Source organism: Paracidovorax citrulli (assembly GCF_900100305.1).
GTDB classification, from domain to species: domain Bacteria; phylum Pseudomonadota; class Gammaproteobacteria; order Burkholderiales; family Burkholderiaceae_C; genus Paracidovorax; species Paracidovorax citrulli.
The window spans coordinates 1-15,184 of sequence record NZ_FNEY01000033.1 but is presented as its reverse complement, the minus strand read 5'-3'; the positions used below and the strand labels follow the sequence as shown (position 1 = coordinate 15,184).

The 15,184-nt window shown below is 70.5% G+C and carries 18 protein-coding genes; 13 read left to right on the top strand and 5 right to left on the bottom strand.

Annotation, left to right across the window (positions count from 1 at the left end):
- Positions 1–9: 9 nt before the first annotated feature.
- The 3 genes from ybiB to BLR99_RS18570 all read left to right on the top strand — a co-directional run bounded on the left by ybiB (position 10) and on the right by BLR99_RS18570 (position 3,608).
- The gene (gene ybiB, locus BLR99_RS18580; protein ID WP_011795224.1) at positions 10–936 is read left to right on the top strand and encodes a DNA-binding protein YbiB; all 927 of its coding nucleotides are present in this window, start codon (positions 10–12) and stop codon (positions 934–936) included.
- A complete protein-coding gene (gene cobA / locus BLR99_RS18575; RefSeq protein ID WP_011795223.1) occupies positions 933–1,793 on the top strand; it encodes a uroporphyrinogen-III C-methyltransferase in 861 nt (286 codons plus the stop codon). Before ybiB ends, cobA begins: the two co-directional genes overlap by 4 nt.
- Positions 1,794–2,099: 306 nt before the next feature.
- Positions 2,100–3,608: a glycoside hydrolase family 5 protein gene (locus BLR99_RS18570; protein ID WP_074687430.1), complete on the top strand. Its 1,509-nt coding sequence runs from the start codon at positions 2,100–2,102 to the stop codon at positions 3,606–3,608.
- Positions 3,609–3,672: 64 nt separating this feature from the next.
- Here the strand turns inward: BLR99_RS18570 and BLR99_RS18565 are convergent, their stop codons facing one another.
- Entirely contained in the window at positions 3,673–4,179 is a 507-nt protein-coding gene (locus BLR99_RS18565) for an acyl-CoA thioesterase (RefSeq protein ID WP_011795221.1), read from the bottom strand.
- 252 nt (positions 4,180–4,431) lie between these two features.
- On the opposite strand from BLR99_RS18565, the gene BLR99_RS18560 reads away from it, so the two are divergent.
- The 4 genes from BLR99_RS18560 (at position 4,432) to BLR99_RS18545 (ending at position 9,267) form a co-directional block, all read left to right on the top strand.
- Entirely contained in the window at positions 4,432–5,097 is a 666-nt protein-coding gene (locus tag BLR99_RS18560) for a carbonic anhydrase (RefSeq protein ID WP_011795220.1), read from the top strand.
- A 20-nt stretch (positions 5,098–5,117) separates the two neighbouring features.
- On the top strand, positions 5,118–6,779 hold the full coding sequence (locus BLR99_RS18555) for a SulP family inorganic anion transporter (RefSeq protein WP_011795219.1): 1,662 nt from the start codon (positions 5,118–5,120) through the stop codon (positions 6,777–6,779).
- 104 nt (positions 6,780–6,883) lie between these two features.
- Positions 6,884–8,008, top strand: coding sequence for a sterol desaturase family protein (locus tag BLR99_RS18550; protein WP_011795218.1), 1,125 nt, complete (start codon positions 6,884–6,886; stop codon positions 8,006–8,008).
- Positions 8,008–9,267, top strand: a complete 1,260-nt coding sequence (locus BLR99_RS18545) for a BaiN/RdsA family NAD(P)/FAD-dependent oxidoreductase (RefSeq protein ID WP_017439397.1) — start codon at positions 8,008–8,010, stop codon at positions 9,265–9,267. Before BLR99_RS18550 ends, BLR99_RS18545 begins: the two co-directional genes overlap by 1 nt.
- A 29-nt stretch (positions 9,268–9,296) precedes the next feature.
- Here BLR99_RS18545 and BLR99_RS18540 read toward each other — a convergent pair whose 3' ends face one another.
- Complete coding sequence (locus BLR99_RS18540; protein ID WP_011795216.1) at positions 9,297–10,064, bottom strand: ArsR/SmtB family transcription factor; 768 nt, start codon at positions 10,062–10,064, stop codon at positions 9,297–9,299.
- Between the two features lie 123 nt (positions 10,065–10,187).
- Here BLR99_RS18540 and BLR99_RS18535 point away from each other — a divergent pair, with 123 nt between their 5' ends.
- The 5 genes from BLR99_RS18535 to BLR99_RS18515 all read left to right on the top strand — a co-directional run bounded on the left by BLR99_RS18535 (position 10,188) and on the right by BLR99_RS18515 (position 12,204).
- The gene (locus BLR99_RS18535; RefSeq protein WP_017440479.1) at positions 10,188–10,565 is read left to right on the top strand and encodes an NIPSNAP family protein; all 378 of its coding nucleotides are present in this window, start codon (positions 10,188–10,190) and stop codon (positions 10,563–10,565) included.
- Complete coding sequence (locus tag BLR99_RS18530; RefSeq protein ID WP_011795214.1) at positions 10,562–10,948, top strand: antibiotic biosynthesis monooxygenase family protein; 387 nt, start codon at positions 10,562–10,564, stop codon at positions 10,946–10,948. The genes BLR99_RS18535 and BLR99_RS18530 overlap by 4 nt, the downstream gene beginning before the upstream one ends.
- The gene (locus tag BLR99_RS23195; protein ID WP_158296386.1) at positions 10,945–11,250 is read left to right on the top strand and encodes a hypothetical protein; all 306 of its coding nucleotides are present in this window, start codon (positions 10,945–10,947) and stop codon (positions 11,248–11,250) included. The genes BLR99_RS18530 and BLR99_RS23195 overlap by 4 nt, the downstream gene beginning before the upstream one ends.
- Before the next feature lie 153 nt (positions 11,251–11,403).
- Complete coding sequence (rpsU, locus tag BLR99_RS18520) at positions 11,404–11,616, top strand: 30S ribosomal protein S21 (RefSeq protein WP_007833691.1); 213 nt, start codon at positions 11,404–11,406, stop codon at positions 11,614–11,616.
- A gap of 141 nt (positions 11,617–11,757) precedes the next feature.
- Positions 11,758–12,204 (top strand): GatB/YqeY domain-containing protein, encoded by a 447-nt coding sequence (locus BLR99_RS18515; RefSeq protein ID WP_011795213.1) that lies wholly within the window; start codon positions 11,758–11,760, stop codon positions 12,202–12,204.
- A gap of 78 nt (positions 12,205–12,282) precedes the next feature.
- On the opposite strand, the gene BLR99_RS18510 is transcribed toward BLR99_RS18515, so the two are convergent.
- The 3 genes from BLR99_RS18510 to BLR99_RS18500 form a co-directional block, all read right to left on the bottom strand.
- Complete coding sequence (locus BLR99_RS18510; protein WP_011795212.1) at positions 12,283–12,966, bottom strand: glutathione S-transferase family protein; 684 nt, start codon at positions 12,964–12,966, stop codon at positions 12,283–12,285.
- 64 nt (positions 12,967–13,030) lie between these two features.
- Positions 13,031–13,744 (bottom strand): helix-turn-helix transcriptional regulator, encoded by a 714-nt coding sequence (locus tag BLR99_RS18505; protein WP_011795211.1) that lies wholly within the window; start codon positions 13,742–13,744, stop codon positions 13,031–13,033.
- Positions 13,741–14,658: a LysR substrate-binding domain-containing protein gene (locus BLR99_RS18500; RefSeq protein ID WP_046059640.1), complete on the bottom strand. Its 918-nt coding sequence runs from the start codon at positions 14,656–14,658 to the stop codon at positions 13,741–13,743. The genes BLR99_RS18505 and BLR99_RS18500 overlap by 4 nt, the downstream gene beginning before the upstream one ends.
- 143 nt (positions 14,659–14,801) lie before the next feature.
- Between BLR99_RS18500 and BLR99_RS18495 the strand changes: the two genes are divergently transcribed.
- Positions 14,802–15,184 (top strand): isocitrate/isopropylmalate family dehydrogenase (locus BLR99_RS18495; protein ID WP_233427243.1); only part of this gene is annotated, 383 nt, incomplete at its 3' end.

Here is a 15,184-nt window from a genome sequence, read left to right as displayed (position 1 = left end):
TCCGCTTCCATGGGCAGCATCAGCCACTACCTCAAGGACCTCGGCCGCGGCGCGCGCGGCGCCCGCGCCATCGGCCGCGAACAGGCCGCCGATCTCTTCGGGCAGGTGCTCGACGGGCAGGTCACAGACTATGAAGTGGGCGCCTTCTGCATCGCCATGCGCATCAAGGGCGAAACCGCCGACGAGATGTGCGGTTTCCTCGACGCCACCCACGCCCGCCTCGCTCCCGTTCCCGCAGGCGAGGTGCCCACCGTCGTGCTGCCCAGCTATAACGGCGCGCGCCGGCTGCCCGTGCTCACGCCGCTGCTCGCGCTGCTGCTGGCCCGCGAGGGCCTGCCCGTGCTGCTGCACGGCATGCGCACCGAGGCGCGCCGCGTGCTCGCCAGCGACGTGCTGCAGGCCCTGGGCGTGGCGCCCATGGAGTCGCCCGAGGCGGTCGCGCCCGGCAGCGTCGCGCACGTCCGCACGGGCCTGCTCAGCCCGGGGCTCGCGCGGCTGCTGGCGGTGCGCGAGGTCGTCGGCCTGCGCAACCCGGGGCACAGCGTGGTCAAGCTCATGAATCCGGTGCGCGGCCCGTCGCTGCTCGTCACCGCCTACACCCACCCCGAATACCTGGACATGCTGCACGCCACCTTCACCGCGCGCGGCATGGACGTGCTGCTCTCGCGCGGCCTGGAGGGCGAAGTCGCCGCCGACCCGCGCCGCACGCCCCGTTACGACGCCTTCGTGCGCGGCGCGCACCATGTATGGGACGAGCAGCAGCCCGGCACCGCGAGCGAGGTGCCCGGCCTGCCCGCGGACATCGACGTGGACACCACCGCACGCTACACGCAGCAGGTGCTCGCGGGCGAACTGCCCGTGCCCGCCCCGCTCTCCCGGCAGGTGGAACACATCTTGCGTCTTGCCCGCCAGAACTCCACGGAGACAGCCCCATGAACCGTTCCGTCCCTCCCTCGCAGACCGCCCCCACCGCACCGGCCCGCCCCTATGGCGCCGCGCCGCGCGGCACCTGCACGCTCGTCGGCGCGGGACCGGGCGACCCCGAACTGCTCACCCTCAAGGCCCTCAAGGCCATCCAGGCGGCCACCGTGCTGCTGGTGGACGACCTCGTCAGCGACGAGATCGTCGCCCTCGCCGCGCCCGGTGCGCGGGTGGTGCACGTCGGCAAGCGCGGCGGCTGCAAGAGCACGCCGCAGGCCTTCATCGAGAAGCTCATGGTCATGGCCGTGAACGAAGGCGAGAACGTGGTGCGGCTCAAGGGCGGCGATCCTTTCATCTTCGGGCGCGGCGGCGAAGAGGTCGAGCACCTGCGCGCGGCCGGCATCGAGGTCACCGTGGTCAACGGCATCACGGCCGGCCTGGCGGGCATGACCCTGCTCGGCACGCCGCTCACGCACCGCGAGCACGCCCACGGCGTGGTCTTCGTCACCGGCCACGCCAAGCCCGGCGACAGCGGCATCGACTGGCGCCAGCTCGCCGCCACGGCCCGCGCCGCGCGCCTGACGCTGGTGATCTACATGGGCGTGAGCAGCGCCGCGCACATCCAGGAAGAATTGCTCACCGGCCTGCCGGCCTGCACCCCCGTGGTCATCATCCAGCACGTGAGCCTGCCCTGCCAGCGCCACGCGCTCACCACGCTGGGCGAGCTGCACGCCACCATCGAGCGCGAACAGCTCGGCAGTCCCTCGGTCATCGTGGTGGGCGACGTGGCCGCCGGCGTGGCAGCCGCGGCCGGCGACGGCCTGGGACAGCCCCTGCCGGTGGCGCCACCGCCGCTGCGGCACGCCGGCTGAAGGCGCCAGCGGCGGGCGCGAGAGTTTCCATCGCACCACCCGAAGAGGTTTCCACGGCCGCCCTTCCGGTCCCGCGGCGCACTCCCCCAAGCGCCGCGCCGCCGATACGCTGGCGCACCACGACGCGCCAAGCGCACAGGCTCTTACAACCGCGCGGAATCGAAACATTTCGCCCGCATTTGCTCCTCCTATGATCCAGCCCGGCCGTGCGCTTCGCCAGGCCCCGCGCCAGCAAGGCACGGCCTTCGCGGCGCGGCCACCACACTCGAATTGATCCGGCAAGACCGGGAGGGAGAGAAAGAAACCATGGCACAACTTGGATCCGTGGGGAGGGCCGTCGCACTGGCCGCCAGCCTGCTCGCATGCGGCAACGTGGCATGGAGCTATTCCATCAGCAACGGCCAGGTGGTGGACGACGCCGGCCAGGCCGTGCAGCTGCGCGGCGTGAACTGGTTCGGCTTCGAGACCGGAGAGCACGTGGTGCACGGCCTCTGGGCGCGCAACTGGAAGGACATGATCGGCCAGATGCAGCAGCAGGGCTTCAACGCCGTGCGCCTGCCCTTCTGCCCGCGAAGCCTGCGCGGCACCGGCCCCGGCAGCATCGACTACAGCCGCAACCCCGACCTGCAGGGACTGAACTCGCAGCAGATCCTCGACAAGGTCGTGCAGGAAATCAGCGACCGCGGCATGTTCGTGCTGCTGGACCACCACACGCCGGATTGCCAGGCCATCAGCGAGCTCTGGTACACGCCGGCCTACAGCGAGCAGCAGTGGATCGCCGACCTGGTCTTCGCCGCCAACCGCTACAAGGGCGTGCCCGGGGTGATCGGCATCGACCTGAAGAACGAGCCCCACGGCGCCGCCACCTGGGGCACCGGCAACGCTGCCACCGACTGGAACCGCGCCGCCGAGCGCGCCGCCGCCGCGGTCGTGCAGGCCGCGCCGCGCTGGATCGTCGCGGTGGAAGGCGTCGGCGAGAACCCTTCCTGTTCCACCAGCAGCGGCCACTTCTGGGGCGGCAACCTGGAACCCCTGGCCTGCACGCCGCTGGACATTCCCGCCGACCGCCTGCTGCTGGCGCCGCACGCCTACGGGCCCGACGTGGCCATGCAGTCGTATTTCAACGCAGCGGACTTCCCCGCCAACATGCCCGGCATCTGGGAGCAGCACTTCGGCCGCTTCGTGCAGGCCGGCCACGCCGTGCTGCCGGGCGAATTCGGCGGCAAGTACGGCCGCGGCGACCCGCGCGACGTGCAGTGGCAGAACGCCCTGGTGGCCTACCTCATCGGCAAGGGCATCCGCAGCGGCTTCTACTGGTCCTGGAATCCCAACAGCGGCGACACCGGCGGCATCCTGGACGACGACTGGAACACGGTGCGCACGGACAAGGTGCAGCTCCTGAACCGCCTCTGGGGCACGGGCGGGGCCGACCCCGACCCCAACCCCAACCCCAACCCCAATCCCAATCCCAATCCCAATCCCAATCCGAATCCCAATCCGAATCCGAATCCGAATCCGAATCCGAATCCGAATCCGAATCCGAATCCGAATCCGAATTCGGGTGCGAGCTTCGGTGTGCGGCAGGTCACCGACAGCGACTGGGGCGCGGGCTACTGCCAGCGCGTGCAGGTGACCAACAATGGTGCCGCCGCGGGCGACTGGGCAATATCCGTCGGCGTGCAGGGCACGGTCAACAACCTCTGGAATGCGGTCTGGACGCAGTCGGGCGACACGCTGCAGGCCTCCGGCGTCTCGTGGAACCGGACGCTCGCGCCAGGGGGCACCGCCGAATTCGGTTTCTGCGCGGCGCGCTGACCGGCGCGCCTGCAGGCGCCAAGCGCCGGCCAGCCCGGGCGGCGCCTGCGGCGGCCCACCGCCGTCAGCCGTGCACCAGCGCCGCCTCGCGCTGGATCTGAGCGAAACGCTCCGCCTGCTCCTTGCGCAGGCTCTTGCGCAGCAGCGCCGCCTCCCAGCGCCGCCGCTCGTCCGCCGTGGAGGGCGACAACGGCGGCACCGGCGTGGGCTTGCGGGCCTCGTCCACAGCCACCATCGTGAAGAAGCAACTGTTCACGTGCCGCACGATCTGGGTGCGGATCTCCTCGGCCACCACCTTGATGCCGATCTCCATCGACGAGGTGCCGGTGTAGTTCACGCTCGCCAGGAAGGTGACCAGCTCGCCCACGTGAATCGGCTGCAGGAAGGTCACCTGGTCCACGCTCAGCGTGACCACGTAACTGCCCGAATAGCGGGCCGCGCAGGAGTAGGCGACCTGGTCCAGCAGCTTGAGGACCGCGCCCCCATGCACATTGCCGGAGAAATTGGCCATGTCGGGCGACATGAGCACCGTCATGCTGAGCTGGTGGGCTGGACTGTGGGGCATGGTCATGGCGGCGATTCTAGAGGTGGCGACCGGGCCCGGAACGCAGCCGTCGCGCCCTGAAAACCCTTGCCGGCATGGGGTCTGCGCCCCGGCAATCCAGAGGCGTGCCGCCAACGCGGCCGTAACCAGAAGTTATCCGAAGCATTCAAAGAAACATCCATGTAAGCAACCGAAATTCCACCCACAGGAATTCCGTCTGACGGTAACCTTGAATGCTGCGCTGCAACATCCTAAAACACCGCCCCCAAGGAGGAAACCATGGACCTCACCACCCGCCTGCTGCTCCAGAACCGCGCCTGGGCCGACGAGATGACTTCACGAGACCCCGCCTTTTTCGAGAACCTCGTGAGCGGCCAGCAACCCCGGGCCCTCTGGATCGGATGCGCCGACAGCCGCGTGCCCGCCGAACGCATCACCAACGCCCTGCCGGGCGAACTGTTCGTCCACCGCAGCGTCGCCAACCTCGTGCGGCCGGACGACACCAACATCATGAGCGCCCTCCAGTACGCCATCGACGTGCTGCGCGTGCCGGCCGTCATCGTCTGCGGCCATGAAGGCTGCGGCGGCGTGCGGGCCGCCCTCCTGCAGTCGCGCGAACGGGTGGGCGAACCCGGCGAGGGCGACTACCTCGGCCGCCACATCCGCCCGCTGCGCTCGCTCTACCGCCGCCGCGTTCAGGAGATCGAAACGGGCGAGAGCCTCCCGGACGCCGAGCAGGACCTGTGCTCGCGCGTGGACCGCTTCGTCGCATTGAACGTGGCCGAGCAGGTGCACGTGCTGTCTGCCACCGCGCCGGTGCGCCAGGCCTGGGAACGGGGCCAGCCGCTCGCCCTGCTGGGCTGGGTCTATGCGCTGCGCGACGGGCGCCTGCGCCAGGTGATCGCCCTCGACGCCGACAGCCGCCACTGGGCCGAAGCGGCCTGACACCGCCAGGAGACTCGCCAATGACCACCGCAGACCTCCGAGCGGCGCGCGCCGCCGCAACCTCCCCTTCTCCCGCGACCCACGCACCGCGCGGCCTGTTCGCCCACGTGCGGCAGGACGCGCCAGCGAGCATCGTCGTCTTCCTCGTGGCCCTGCCGCTGTGCCTGGGCATCGCGCTCGCCAGCGGGGTTCCCCTCATGGCCGGGCTCGTGTCCGGCATCGTGGGCGGCCTCGTCGTCGGTGCGCTCTCGGGCTCCCACCTGAGCGTCAGCGGTCCCGCCGCCGGGCTGGTGGTGATCGTCGTGGGCTCCATCGCCAGCCTCGGCAGCTATCCGGCCTTCCTCACCGCCGTCGTGCTGGCGGGGGCGCTGCAATGGCTGCTCGGCCGGCTGCGCGCCGGCAAGATCGGCGCCTGCTTTCCCGCCGCCGTCATCAAGGGCATGCTCGCGGCCATCGGCCTGCTGCTGATCATCAAGCAGCTTCCCATCGCCTTCGGTTTCCAGTCCACCGACCACGCCATGCGCGCCGTGCCTTCCGCGGCGGACACGTTCGATGCCGTGCGCCATCTCTTCAGCGCCGTCAGCGTGGGCGCCACGGTCATCGCGGCCGGCGCCCTGGCGATCCTCTTCGCGTGGGACACCGCCTTCGTCAAGCGGCTTCCGGTGCTCGGCCGCCTTCCGGGTCCGCTGGTCGCGGTGGTCTGGGGCGTCGGCTGCCATGCCGCCGCGCTCGCCGCGCGGCCCTCGGCCGCACTGACCGACGCCCAGCGCGTGGCCCTGCCGGACGTCCACAGCCTCGCGGGGCTCTGGGCCCAGTTCTCCACGCCCGACTGGTCGGCGCTCGCGAACCCGCAGGTCTATACCGTCGCGCTGACCCTGGCGTTCGTCGCCAGCCTGGAGACGCTGCTGAGCCTGGAAGCCACCGACCGGCTCGACCCCATGAAGCGCGTGGCCCCGCCCAACCGTGAACTGCGCGCCCAGGGCATCGGCAACATCGTCGCGGGCCTGCTCGGCGGCCTGCCGATCACCGCGGTGATCGTGCGCAGCTCCGCCAATGTGCAGGCCGGCGCGCGCACCCGGCTGTCGGCCATCCTGCACGGCCTGCTGCTGCTCGCGAGCCTGCTGTTCCTGGCCGAGTTCCTCGAATGGATCCCCCTCGCGGCGCTGGCCGCCGTGCTGCTGCACACCGGCTACAAGCTCGCCAAGCCCTCGCTGGTGGCGGCCGTGTGGCGCGAAGGCTGGGGCGTGTTCATCCCGTTCGCGGTCACCGTGGGGGCCATCCTCGCCACCGACCTGCTCATGGGCATCCTCATCGGCCTGGCCAGCAGCATGCTGTTCGTCATCGAGTCCAACACGCGCGGCGCGCTGTCGATGGTGTCGGACGGCGACATGCACCTGCTGCGGCTCAACAAGGACGTCTCGTTCTTCAGCCGCGCCAGCCTGCGCGGCTATCTCTCGCGGGTCCGGGAGGGGCAGACACTGGTGATCGACGGCTGCGACTGCCGCTTCCTGGACCGGGACATCCGCGAGACGCTGCAGGACTTCCTCGCGCATGCCGAAGAGCGCGGCATCCACGTGGAATGCCGCTCCCTGCCGGGCGCCACGCCGGACTCCGGTCTCGGGGGCGCCGTGGGCATCGCCGGCCTCGCGGCGCTGCTGCGCCCCCGCGCCGCCGCGGGCTGAGCCGCGCGGGGCACGCCGCTTCCCCCCACCCTGGTGGGGGGTGCCGGGCGGGGCGCGGGTTCGCTACACTCGCGCCTCGCTTCACAGACCCTTGCGGCAGTCCCATGCTCGACAAACTCAACGACTTCACCGCCAGCCACGGCGAATTGCGTCCGGGCCGAGGCCACATCTCCGGCGTCATCGCGCTCTCGCTCGGCATCCTGAGCTTCCTGGGCGTGCTCGCCTTCCACTTCCCCGAATACCTCACCACGCCGCAGCTGCGCAAGGCCTACAACGTCGATGTGCTGCGCATGGTGCTGTTCGCAGCGCTCGTGGTGGCCGGCGGGCTCTCGCTCGTCAACATCGTGTTCAACCGCTCGCGCTGGCTCTCGTCGGCGGCCTTCCTGCTCGTGACCTCGGCCGCGCTGCTCGGCGGCCACAAGGTGCCCGTGCACGACTTTGCGGACAACACGCCCTACATCGGCCTGGACTGGTTCATCCTCGATCTGCTGGGCAGCGCGCTGATCTTCATCTTCATCGAGAAGCTCTTCGCCCTGCGGCGCGACCAGCCCATCTTCCGCCCCGAGTGGCAGTGCGATTTCCACCATTTCATCGTGAACCACATGGTGGTGGGCTTCGTGCTGCTCGCGACCAACCTGCTGGTGCACAAGCTGTTCGGGTGGGCCGCCAGCGACGGCATCCGCGGCTGGGTGCAGGGCCTGAACTTCTGGGTGGCGCTCTTCCTGATCATCCTGGTGGCCGACCTCGTGCAGTACTGGACGCACCGCGCCTACCACGAGGTGCCCGTGCTCTGGCGCCTGCACGCCGTGCACCACAGCGTCAAGAGCATGGACTGGATGGCGGGCTCGCGCCAGCACATCCTGGAACTGCTCATCACCCGCACGCTGGTACTGGCCCCCATCTACGTGCTGGGTTTCTCGAAGGAGGTGATCGATGCCTACATCGTCATCGTCGGCTTCCAGGCGGTGTTCAACCATGCCAACGTGAGCGTGCGCCTCGGCCCGCTGCGCTACGTGCTCGTCACGCCCAACTTCCACCACTGGCACCACAGCCAGGACCAGGAAGCGCTGGACCGCAACTACGCCGCGCATTTCGCCTTCCTCGACTACCTCTTCGGCACCGCGGTCCGGAGCGACCGCCTGTGGCCCGAGAAGTACGGCGTGCTGGGCGACTACGTGCCCAACGGATTCATCCAGCAGCTGAAGTTCCCGTTCACCTGGAAAGGCTGATGCATTCGCTGCCACGGTTCGACGCCGTCATCATCGGTGCCGGCGCCGCCGGCCTGTTCTGTGCCGCCCAGGCCGGCCAGCGCGGCCTGAAGGTGCTGCTGATCGACCATGCCGAGAAGGTGGCCGAGAAGATCCGCATCTCCGGCGGCGGGCGCTGCAACTTCACCAACCGCGACCTGGACGTGCGCGCGCCGCACCGGCACTTCGTGGGGCAGAACCCGCAGTTCGCGCGCTCGGCACTGTCGCGCTACACCCCGGCAGACTTCATCGCGCTGGTCGAGCGCCACGGCATCGCCTACCACGAGAAGCACAAGGGCCAGCTCTTCGCCGACCGGTCGGCGGAAGACCTGATCCGGATGCTGCTGGCCGAGTGCGATGCCGGCGGGGTCGAGCGCTGGCAGCCCTGCGCCGTGAAGAAGGTGGGCGTCCACCCCGCGGGCGCCGATGGAGCGGACGCTCCCCGGTACCACGTCGATACCGACCGCGGCCCGGTGCGGGCCTGCAGCCTGGTGGTGGCCACGGGCGGGCTCTCCATCCCCAAGATCGGCGCGACCGATTTCGGCTACCGCCTGGCGCAGCAGTTCGGCATCCCGCTGGTGGAGCGCCGCCCGGGCCTCGTGCCGCTCACCTTCGACGGCGACGCCTGGGCACCCTATGCGCAGCTGGCCGGGCTGGCGCTTCCCGTCGAGATCGCCACCGGCACGAAGAAGCAGCGCACGGCCTTCCTGGAAGACCTGCTGTTCACGCACCGCGGCCTGTCCGGTCCGGCCGTGCTGCAGATCTCCAGCTACTGGCAGCCGGGCACGCCGCTGGCCATCGACCTGGCGCCCGGCTCCGACCTGCCCGGAGCGCTCGCGCAGGGCAAGGCACGGTCGAAGAGACTGATCGCCAACGAGCTCGCCACGCTGGTGCCCGGCCGCCTGGCCGATACCTGGGCCCGGCAGAGCCCGGAATGGCAGCGTCCCATCAACGAAGCCTCCGACAAGGCGCTGGCGCGGCTGGCCGACCAGTTGGCGCGCTGGGAACTGACGCCCACCGGCACCGAGGGCTACAAAAAGGCCGAGGTAACGCTGGGCGGCATCGACACGCGCGCGCTGTCGCAGCAGACCATGGAGGCGGCCGCGCAGCCCGGCCTGTATTTCATCGGCGAGGTGGTGGACATCACCGGCTGGCTGGGCGGCTACAACTTCCAGTGGGCCTGGGCGAGCGCGCATGCCTGCGCGCAGGCGCTGCCGGCACAGGGCGGCACCGGACGATAACCGCAGTGCGGGCGGTGTGCCGCCCCCCCTCAGCCCCTCTGCGCGGGCCCCGTCACCTCGGCCCAGCGGGCCACGCCCAGCGCATCCCGCAGCGCCACCGCACCGCGCGGCGTGACGGCCAGCGCGCGGGAGCCGGCGCCGCGCGCCAGCCAGCCGCTGTCCAGGCAATGGGCGCAGACCAGGGCGCCCAGCCGGCCGGCCAGGTGGGGACGGCGCTCGCTCCAGTCCAGGCAGGGGCGGCACACGGGCCGGCGCGCGCCGCCGTCCAGGGCGGCGGCAGCCTCCAGGCCCAGGCGAGCGAGCACGGCGGCGGCCCGGTCCGTGGCGCGGCCGCCCTCCTCGCCATCGAACTCGACGGCGCCCTCTTCCAGCAGGTGGTCGGCCACCGCCACGCCCAGGCGGCCTGCCAGATGGTCGTAGCAGGTGCGCGCCATGCGCAGCGCCGCATCGCGCGGCCCCGCAGCCACGGTGCGCGGCGGGACGGCCGCGGGGCGCACGGTGAACTGCATCAGTCCTTCGAGTAGCCGCGCCACATCGGCGCCGGCCAGGGCGTGGTAACGATGGCGCCCCTGGCTGCGCACGGCCAGCAGGCCGGCATCCACCAGCAGCGCCAGGTGCCGGCTGGCGGTGGCCGCGGAAATCCGCGCGGCGCCCGCGAGTTCGCGCGCGGTGAGCGCCCGCCCGTCCATGAGGGCCAGCAGCATGGCCGCGCGGGCGGGTTCGCCGATAAGCCCGGCCACGCGGGCGATCTGGTTGGTGTTCACGCTCCGCAGTGTGCCGCAGGCCGCCTCCGGCACGCTTCGCTACCGGGCGAAGCATCCCGTCCGGCGCGGCCCGTCCAATGGACCGGTGCGCAACGCATGCACCTTTCACTGCATGCCTCGCGCCGTTTTCCGCCACCCCCACCAGGAGCCCGCACCGTGCCCATCACCTGCTTCATCCGCTACGAGATCGATCCTTTCCAGATCGACGCCTTCCGAGACTACGCCGAGCACTGGGGCCGCGTCATCCCGCGCTGCGGCGACCATCTCGTGGGCTATTTCCTGCCGCACGAGGGCAGCAATTGCGAGGCCTGGGGCCTGGTCGCCTTCGACAGCCTCGCGGCCTACGAGGCCTACCGCGCCCGCCTGCGCGCCGACCCCGAAGGCCGCGCCAATTTCGAGCGGGCGCAGCGCCAGCGCTTCATCCTGCGCGAGGAGCGCCGCTTCGCCATGGCGGTGCCGGGCACGTTCGAAAAGCCGGCATGGCCCGTGGACGCCGGCCGCGCAGTCCCGCCGGCCGAAGGAGCCGCGCCATGATCGCCGTGATTTTCGAGGCCCTGCCTTCGGCCGCGGGCCGCGAGGAATACCTCGCGCGCGCCGCGGCCCTGCACGCGGCGCTGCAGGACATGGACGGCTTTCTCGGGCTGGAGCGCTTCGAGAGCCTGGCCACGCCCGGCAAGCTGCTGTCGCTGTCCTTCTGGCGCGACGAGGCCGCGGTGGCGCGCTGGCGCTGCCATGCGGACCACCGCGGCGCGCAGGCCGCCGGCCGCGGCGGCGTCTTCGCCGACTACCGGCTGCGCGTGGCCCGCGTGCTGCGGGACTACGGCCTGCACGACCGCGCCCAAGCGCCGGACGGCGCGGCTTCGTGCCCCGGTGCAGAGGCGCCCGGACCCGCCGGAACCGCTACCCGCTGCCCATGACCGTCACCCTTGCACGGAAGCCACCGGCCGGGCAGCGCGCGGCGGCCGGGGCGATGTCCGGCACCAGCAGCGGATCGGCCCGTTGCGCGGCCGACAGGTTCACCGATACCGGCAGGCCGCCAGAGCGCCCACTGCGCGCAGGCCTGGTCCAGTACCCAGGCGCCGATGGCGCGGATGAGGCCCGCCTCCTCCGCGATCGGGATGAACTCGCCCGGCAGCAATTTCCGCACCATGGCGGGCTACAGCCGGGCTTGCAGGGGATGGCGAAAGACCGCTGCCATCGGGCCGGCGCAGGTGCATGACACGCCGCACCCAGAAAACGCTACAATCCTCGGCTTTGCTGGCAAAACCCCGTCGGCCAATACTAGTTAGAGACGGGGAAAACCGCTGTGAATGGCTGCAGGGCCCGATCTTCCCCGCAACCCGCTGGCAGCACCTATTGGAAACATCACTGAATGACCACCATCCGTGTAAAAGAGAACGAACCCTTCGACGTGGCACTGCGCCGCTTCAAGCGCACCATCGAAAAGCTGGGCCTGCTGACCGACCTGCGCGCCCGTGAGTTCTACGAAAAGCCGACGGCCGAGCGCAAGCGCAAGAAGGCTGCCGCCGTGAAGCGCCACTACAAGCGCGTTCGCAGCATGCAGCTGCCCAAGAAGCTGTACTGATCGCCTCATAGGTTGATTCGTACGGCCGGCTTCGCCGCCGGGAGACCCGCGCTAGGGACGCCAAGCGCGGGTTTTGTCGTTTACGGGTCTGCAAAAAGCCTTCCTCTCTGCCTGATCCAATCAACTACAAGGAAATTTGCCATGGGCCTCAAGGAACAGATCACCGAAGATATGAAGACCGCCATGCGCGCCAAGGACTCCGAGCGCCTGGGCACGATCCGGCTGCTGCAGGCCGCGATGAAGCAGAAGGAAGTGGACGAGCGCGTCACGCTGGACGACGCGGCCATCGTCGCGATCGTGGACAAGCTCATCAAGCAGCGCAAGGATTCCATCGCCGCGTTCGAGGGCGCTGGCCGCCAGGACCTGGCGGACAAGGAGAAGTCCGAGATGGCCGTGCTGCAGGCCTACCTGCCCGAGCGCATGTCGGCCGATGAAGTGGCCGCCGCGGTGAAAGCCATCGTGGCCGAGCTGGGTGCCGCGGGCCCCGGCGACATGGGCAAGGTCATGGGCGTGGTGAAGACGCGCCTGGCCGGCAAGGCCGACATGGGCCAGGTGTCGGCTGCCGTGAAGGCGGCCCTGGCCGGCTGACGGCTTACTGCCCGTCCTGGCGCAGCAATGCGCCGCACCCATTGCTGCCAGCGCTCCCGCAGGGAGGCTGGCAGTTTTTCATGGCACTGCCGTTGCCGTTGCCGTCGCTGTGGCCGCCGCAGCTGCCGCCGCCGCCGCGGGATGCGGATGGGCGGCCATCAGGGCGTCGTCGCGGGCCGTGGCGCGCAGCGCGGCGGGGCGCTGCTGGTGCGGCCCCACATAGTCCTCGAACGCGGCCCTGCGCTCCAGCATCCCGAAGCGCATGTAGAAGCCCATCACCGACGCCAGGTACAGGTCGGCCACGGTGAAGCCGTCGCCCGCCAGGTACGTCCTGCCGGCCACCGCCTGCTCCAGGGTGCGCAGCAGGTCGGCCTCGTTGCCGTAGCCGGCCTCGGAGGTGGGCGCCAGGGCGCCGTACTTGCGCGCCGTGAGGAACGACTCCAGCGGCCCGGCCGCGAAGAACAGCCAGCGGTAGCACAGGCCGCGCAGGGGCGATCCCGGTGGCGGCAGCAGCGCCTTCTCCGGCACCAGGTCCGCCAGGTGCTTGCAGATGGCGGCCCCTTCCGTGATCGTCACGTCGCCATGGCGCAGCGCGGGCACCTTGCCCATGGGGTTGATGGCGAGGTACTCCGGCGACTTCATGGTGCTGCCGTAGTCCAGGATGACCTCCTCGTACGGCAGGCCGGTTTCCTCCAGCATCCAGCGGCTGACCCGGCCGCGGGACATGGGATGGGTGTAGAAGGTCAGGGATTCGGTGCTCATCGCAGGCTCCAGGGTGGAAAGAGCCCGCAGTGTGCGCGCCGCCGCTGTCAGATCCTGTCAGCAGTCAGGCCAGGTCCCGCACGTCGCTGCCGGCAGGCAGGCGCTCCTTGCGCCACCGCCGCAGGAGGTCGTGGCGCCGGGCCGGGTAGCGCACGCCGGTATCCTCCAGCGCCAGTACCCGGTCGGCCCGGAAATGGCGGAAATCCTCGCGCAGTTCGCACCAGCCCGCCAGCAGGCGCATCTGGTCGAGGAATGCCATGGCGAAGGGCCACACCACCCGCTCGGTCACGGCGCCGTCCGCGTCCGTGTAGCGCATGCGCACCGCATGGCCCGCCCGGATCGCGTTGCGCAAGGTTCCCAGCCACGGCTCGGGCGGCGGGCCCGACCACTGGGGCGCGAACAACCCGCTGGTCTCCACTTCGAGGCGCAGCAGCGCCGGCAGCGTGCTGGCAATGCGCTCCATGCCCTGCGCCGCGGCACGGGCCAGCACCGGATCGGCGTGGGCTGCCACCCAGCGCGCGCCCAGCAGCAGCGCCTCCAGTTCATCGGGCGGAAACATCATCGGCGGCAGCAGGAATCCGGGACGCAGCTGGTAGCCGACACCCGCGTCGCCCGCCACGTCGGCCCCCTGCGCCCGCAGCACGGCGATGTCGCGGTACAGCGTGCGCAGGCTCACGCCCAGGCGCTCGGCCAGCAGCGCGCCAGAGACGGGGTGGCGGCAGCGGCGCAATTCGTCCAGCAACTGCAGCAACCGGGCGGACCGGACGGGACGGCTCATGCGGCCTCGCTCCCCCACGTTTCCCGCGAGAAATGGGCCTGCAGGAATTCGACGCACACGCGCACCTTGGCCGAGCGCTCCAGCCGCGTGGGATACACGGCCCAGACGTTGGCTTCCTGCTGCCATTCGGGCAGCACGCGCACCAGCCGGCCGGTGGCCAGGTCGGGCCCGACATCCCACAGGGAGCGCAGCACGATGCCGCGCCCATCCACGGCCCACTGCACGGCCATTTCGCCATGGTTGGCCGACAGCGACCCGCGCACCTTCACCGTCCGGTCCGCCGCGCCGCTGCGCAGCCGCCAGACGCCGAAGGGATGGTCACGCTCCTTGATCACCAGGCAGTCGTGGCCGGCCAGGTCGTCCACCGCCCGGGGCGTGCCCTTGCGCGCCAGGTAGCCGGGCGCCGCGCACAGCACGCGGTGGTTGCCCGCCAGGCGGCGTGCGATCAGGTGCGGCGCGATCTCGTCGCCCACGCGGATGTCCAGGTCGAACCCCTCCCCCGCCACGTCCACCAGCCGGTCGAACACTTCGAGCCGCACCTGCAGGCCCGGGTGGCGCTCCACCAGCCGCGACACCGCGGGCGCCACGATGCGCCGGCCGAAACCGAAACTGCAGCTCACCCGGAGCAACCCGCGCGGCTCGCGCCGCGTCACGGCCACCTCCTGCAGCAACTGGTCCCAATCGTCCAGGATGCGCTGCGCCCAGTGGAAGACGCGCTCACCCTCCTCCGTCACCGCCACCCGGCGCGTCGTGCGGTGCAGCAGCTTCACGGCCAGCTCTTCCTCGAGCAGGCGGATGCGCTTGCTCACGTAGGCAGGCGAGGCGCCCAGTTCGGCGGCCGCCCCGGCGAAGCTGGCCTTGCGGACCACCGCGGTGAAAACACGCAGGTCGTCGGTGGCGGGCGTTTTATGCACGATATGTGAACAATGGAACCACGGGTGGCGGATTGTATTGCGATGCGGTTTGCCGAAGAATCGGCGGCATGCGGGCGGCCAGCGCTTTGGCGTGCCGGCCTTCCCGTCCATCCTTTCCACGCTTTTTTCCGGAGACTTCGCCCATGACCACCCCCTCCCGCACCTTCAAGATCGCCGTCCTGCCCGGCGACGGCATCGGCAAGGAAGTCATGCCCGAGGGGCTGCGGGCGATCCAGGCGGCGGCCGAGCGTTTCGGCTTCGCGCTGGAGCTGCACACCTTCGAGTGGGCCAGCTGCGACTACTACCTCGCGCACGGGCAGATGATGCCCGACGACTGGAAGGAGCAGCTCAAGGGCATGGACGCGCTCTTCTTCGGCGCCGTGGGCTGGCCGGCCACCGTGCCCGACCACGTCTCGCTGTGGGGCTCGCTGCTGAAGTTCCGCCGCGAGTTCGACCAGTACATCAACCTGCGGCCCGTGCGCCTGTTCGAGGGCGTGCCGTGCCCGCTGGCGGGCCGCAAGCCCGG

Coding starts and splice junctions, on each gene's coding strand:
- ybiB (WP_011795224.1), top strand. CDS start 10: ATGGGCAGCATCAGCCACTACCTCAAGGACCTCGGCCGCGGCGCGCGC.
- cobA (WP_011795223.1), top strand. CDS start 933: ATGAACCGTTCCGTCCCTCCCTCGCAGACCGCCCCCACCGCACCGGCC.
- BLR99_RS18570 (WP_074687430.1), top strand. CDS start 2,100: ATGGCACAACTTGGATCCGTGGGGAGGGCCGTCGCACTGGCCGCCAGC.
- BLR99_RS18565 (WP_011795221.1), bottom strand. CDS start 4,179: ATGACCATGCCCCACAGTCCAGCCCACCAGCTCAGCATGACGGTGCTC.
- BLR99_RS18560 (WP_011795220.1), top strand. CDS start 4,432: ATGGACCTCACCACCCGCCTGCTGCTCCAGAACCGCGCCTGGGCCGAC.
- BLR99_RS18555 (WP_011795219.1), top strand. CDS start 5,118: ATGACCACCGCAGACCTCCGAGCGGCGCGCGCCGCCGCAACCTCCCCT.
- BLR99_RS18550 (WP_011795218.1), top strand. CDS start 6,884: ATGCTCGACAAACTCAACGACTTCACCGCCAGCCACGGCGAATTGCGT.
- BLR99_RS18545 (WP_017439397.1), top strand. CDS start 8,008: ATGCATTCGCTGCCACGGTTCGACGCCGTCATCATCGGTGCCGGCGCC.
- BLR99_RS18530 (WP_011795214.1), top strand. CDS start 10,562: ATGATCGCCGTGATTTTCGAGGCCCTGCCTTCGGCCGCGGGCCGCGAG.
- BLR99_RS23195 (WP_158296386.1), top strand. CDS start 10,945: ATGACCGTCACCCTTGCACGGAAGCCACCGGCCGGGCAGCGCGCGGCG.
- rpsU (WP_007833691.1), top strand. CDS start 11,404: ATGACCACCATCCGTGTAAAAGAGAACGAACCCTTCGACGTGGCACTG.
- BLR99_RS18515 (WP_011795213.1), top strand. CDS start 11,758: ATGGGCCTCAAGGAACAGATCACCGAAGATATGAAGACCGCCATGCGC.
- BLR99_RS18510 (WP_011795212.1), bottom strand. CDS start 12,966: ATGAGCACCGAATCCCTGACCTTCTACACCCATCCCATGTCCCGCGGC.
- BLR99_RS18505 (WP_011795211.1), bottom strand. CDS start 13,744: ATGAGCCGTCCCGTCCGGTCCGCCCGGTTGCTGCAGTTGCTGGACGAA.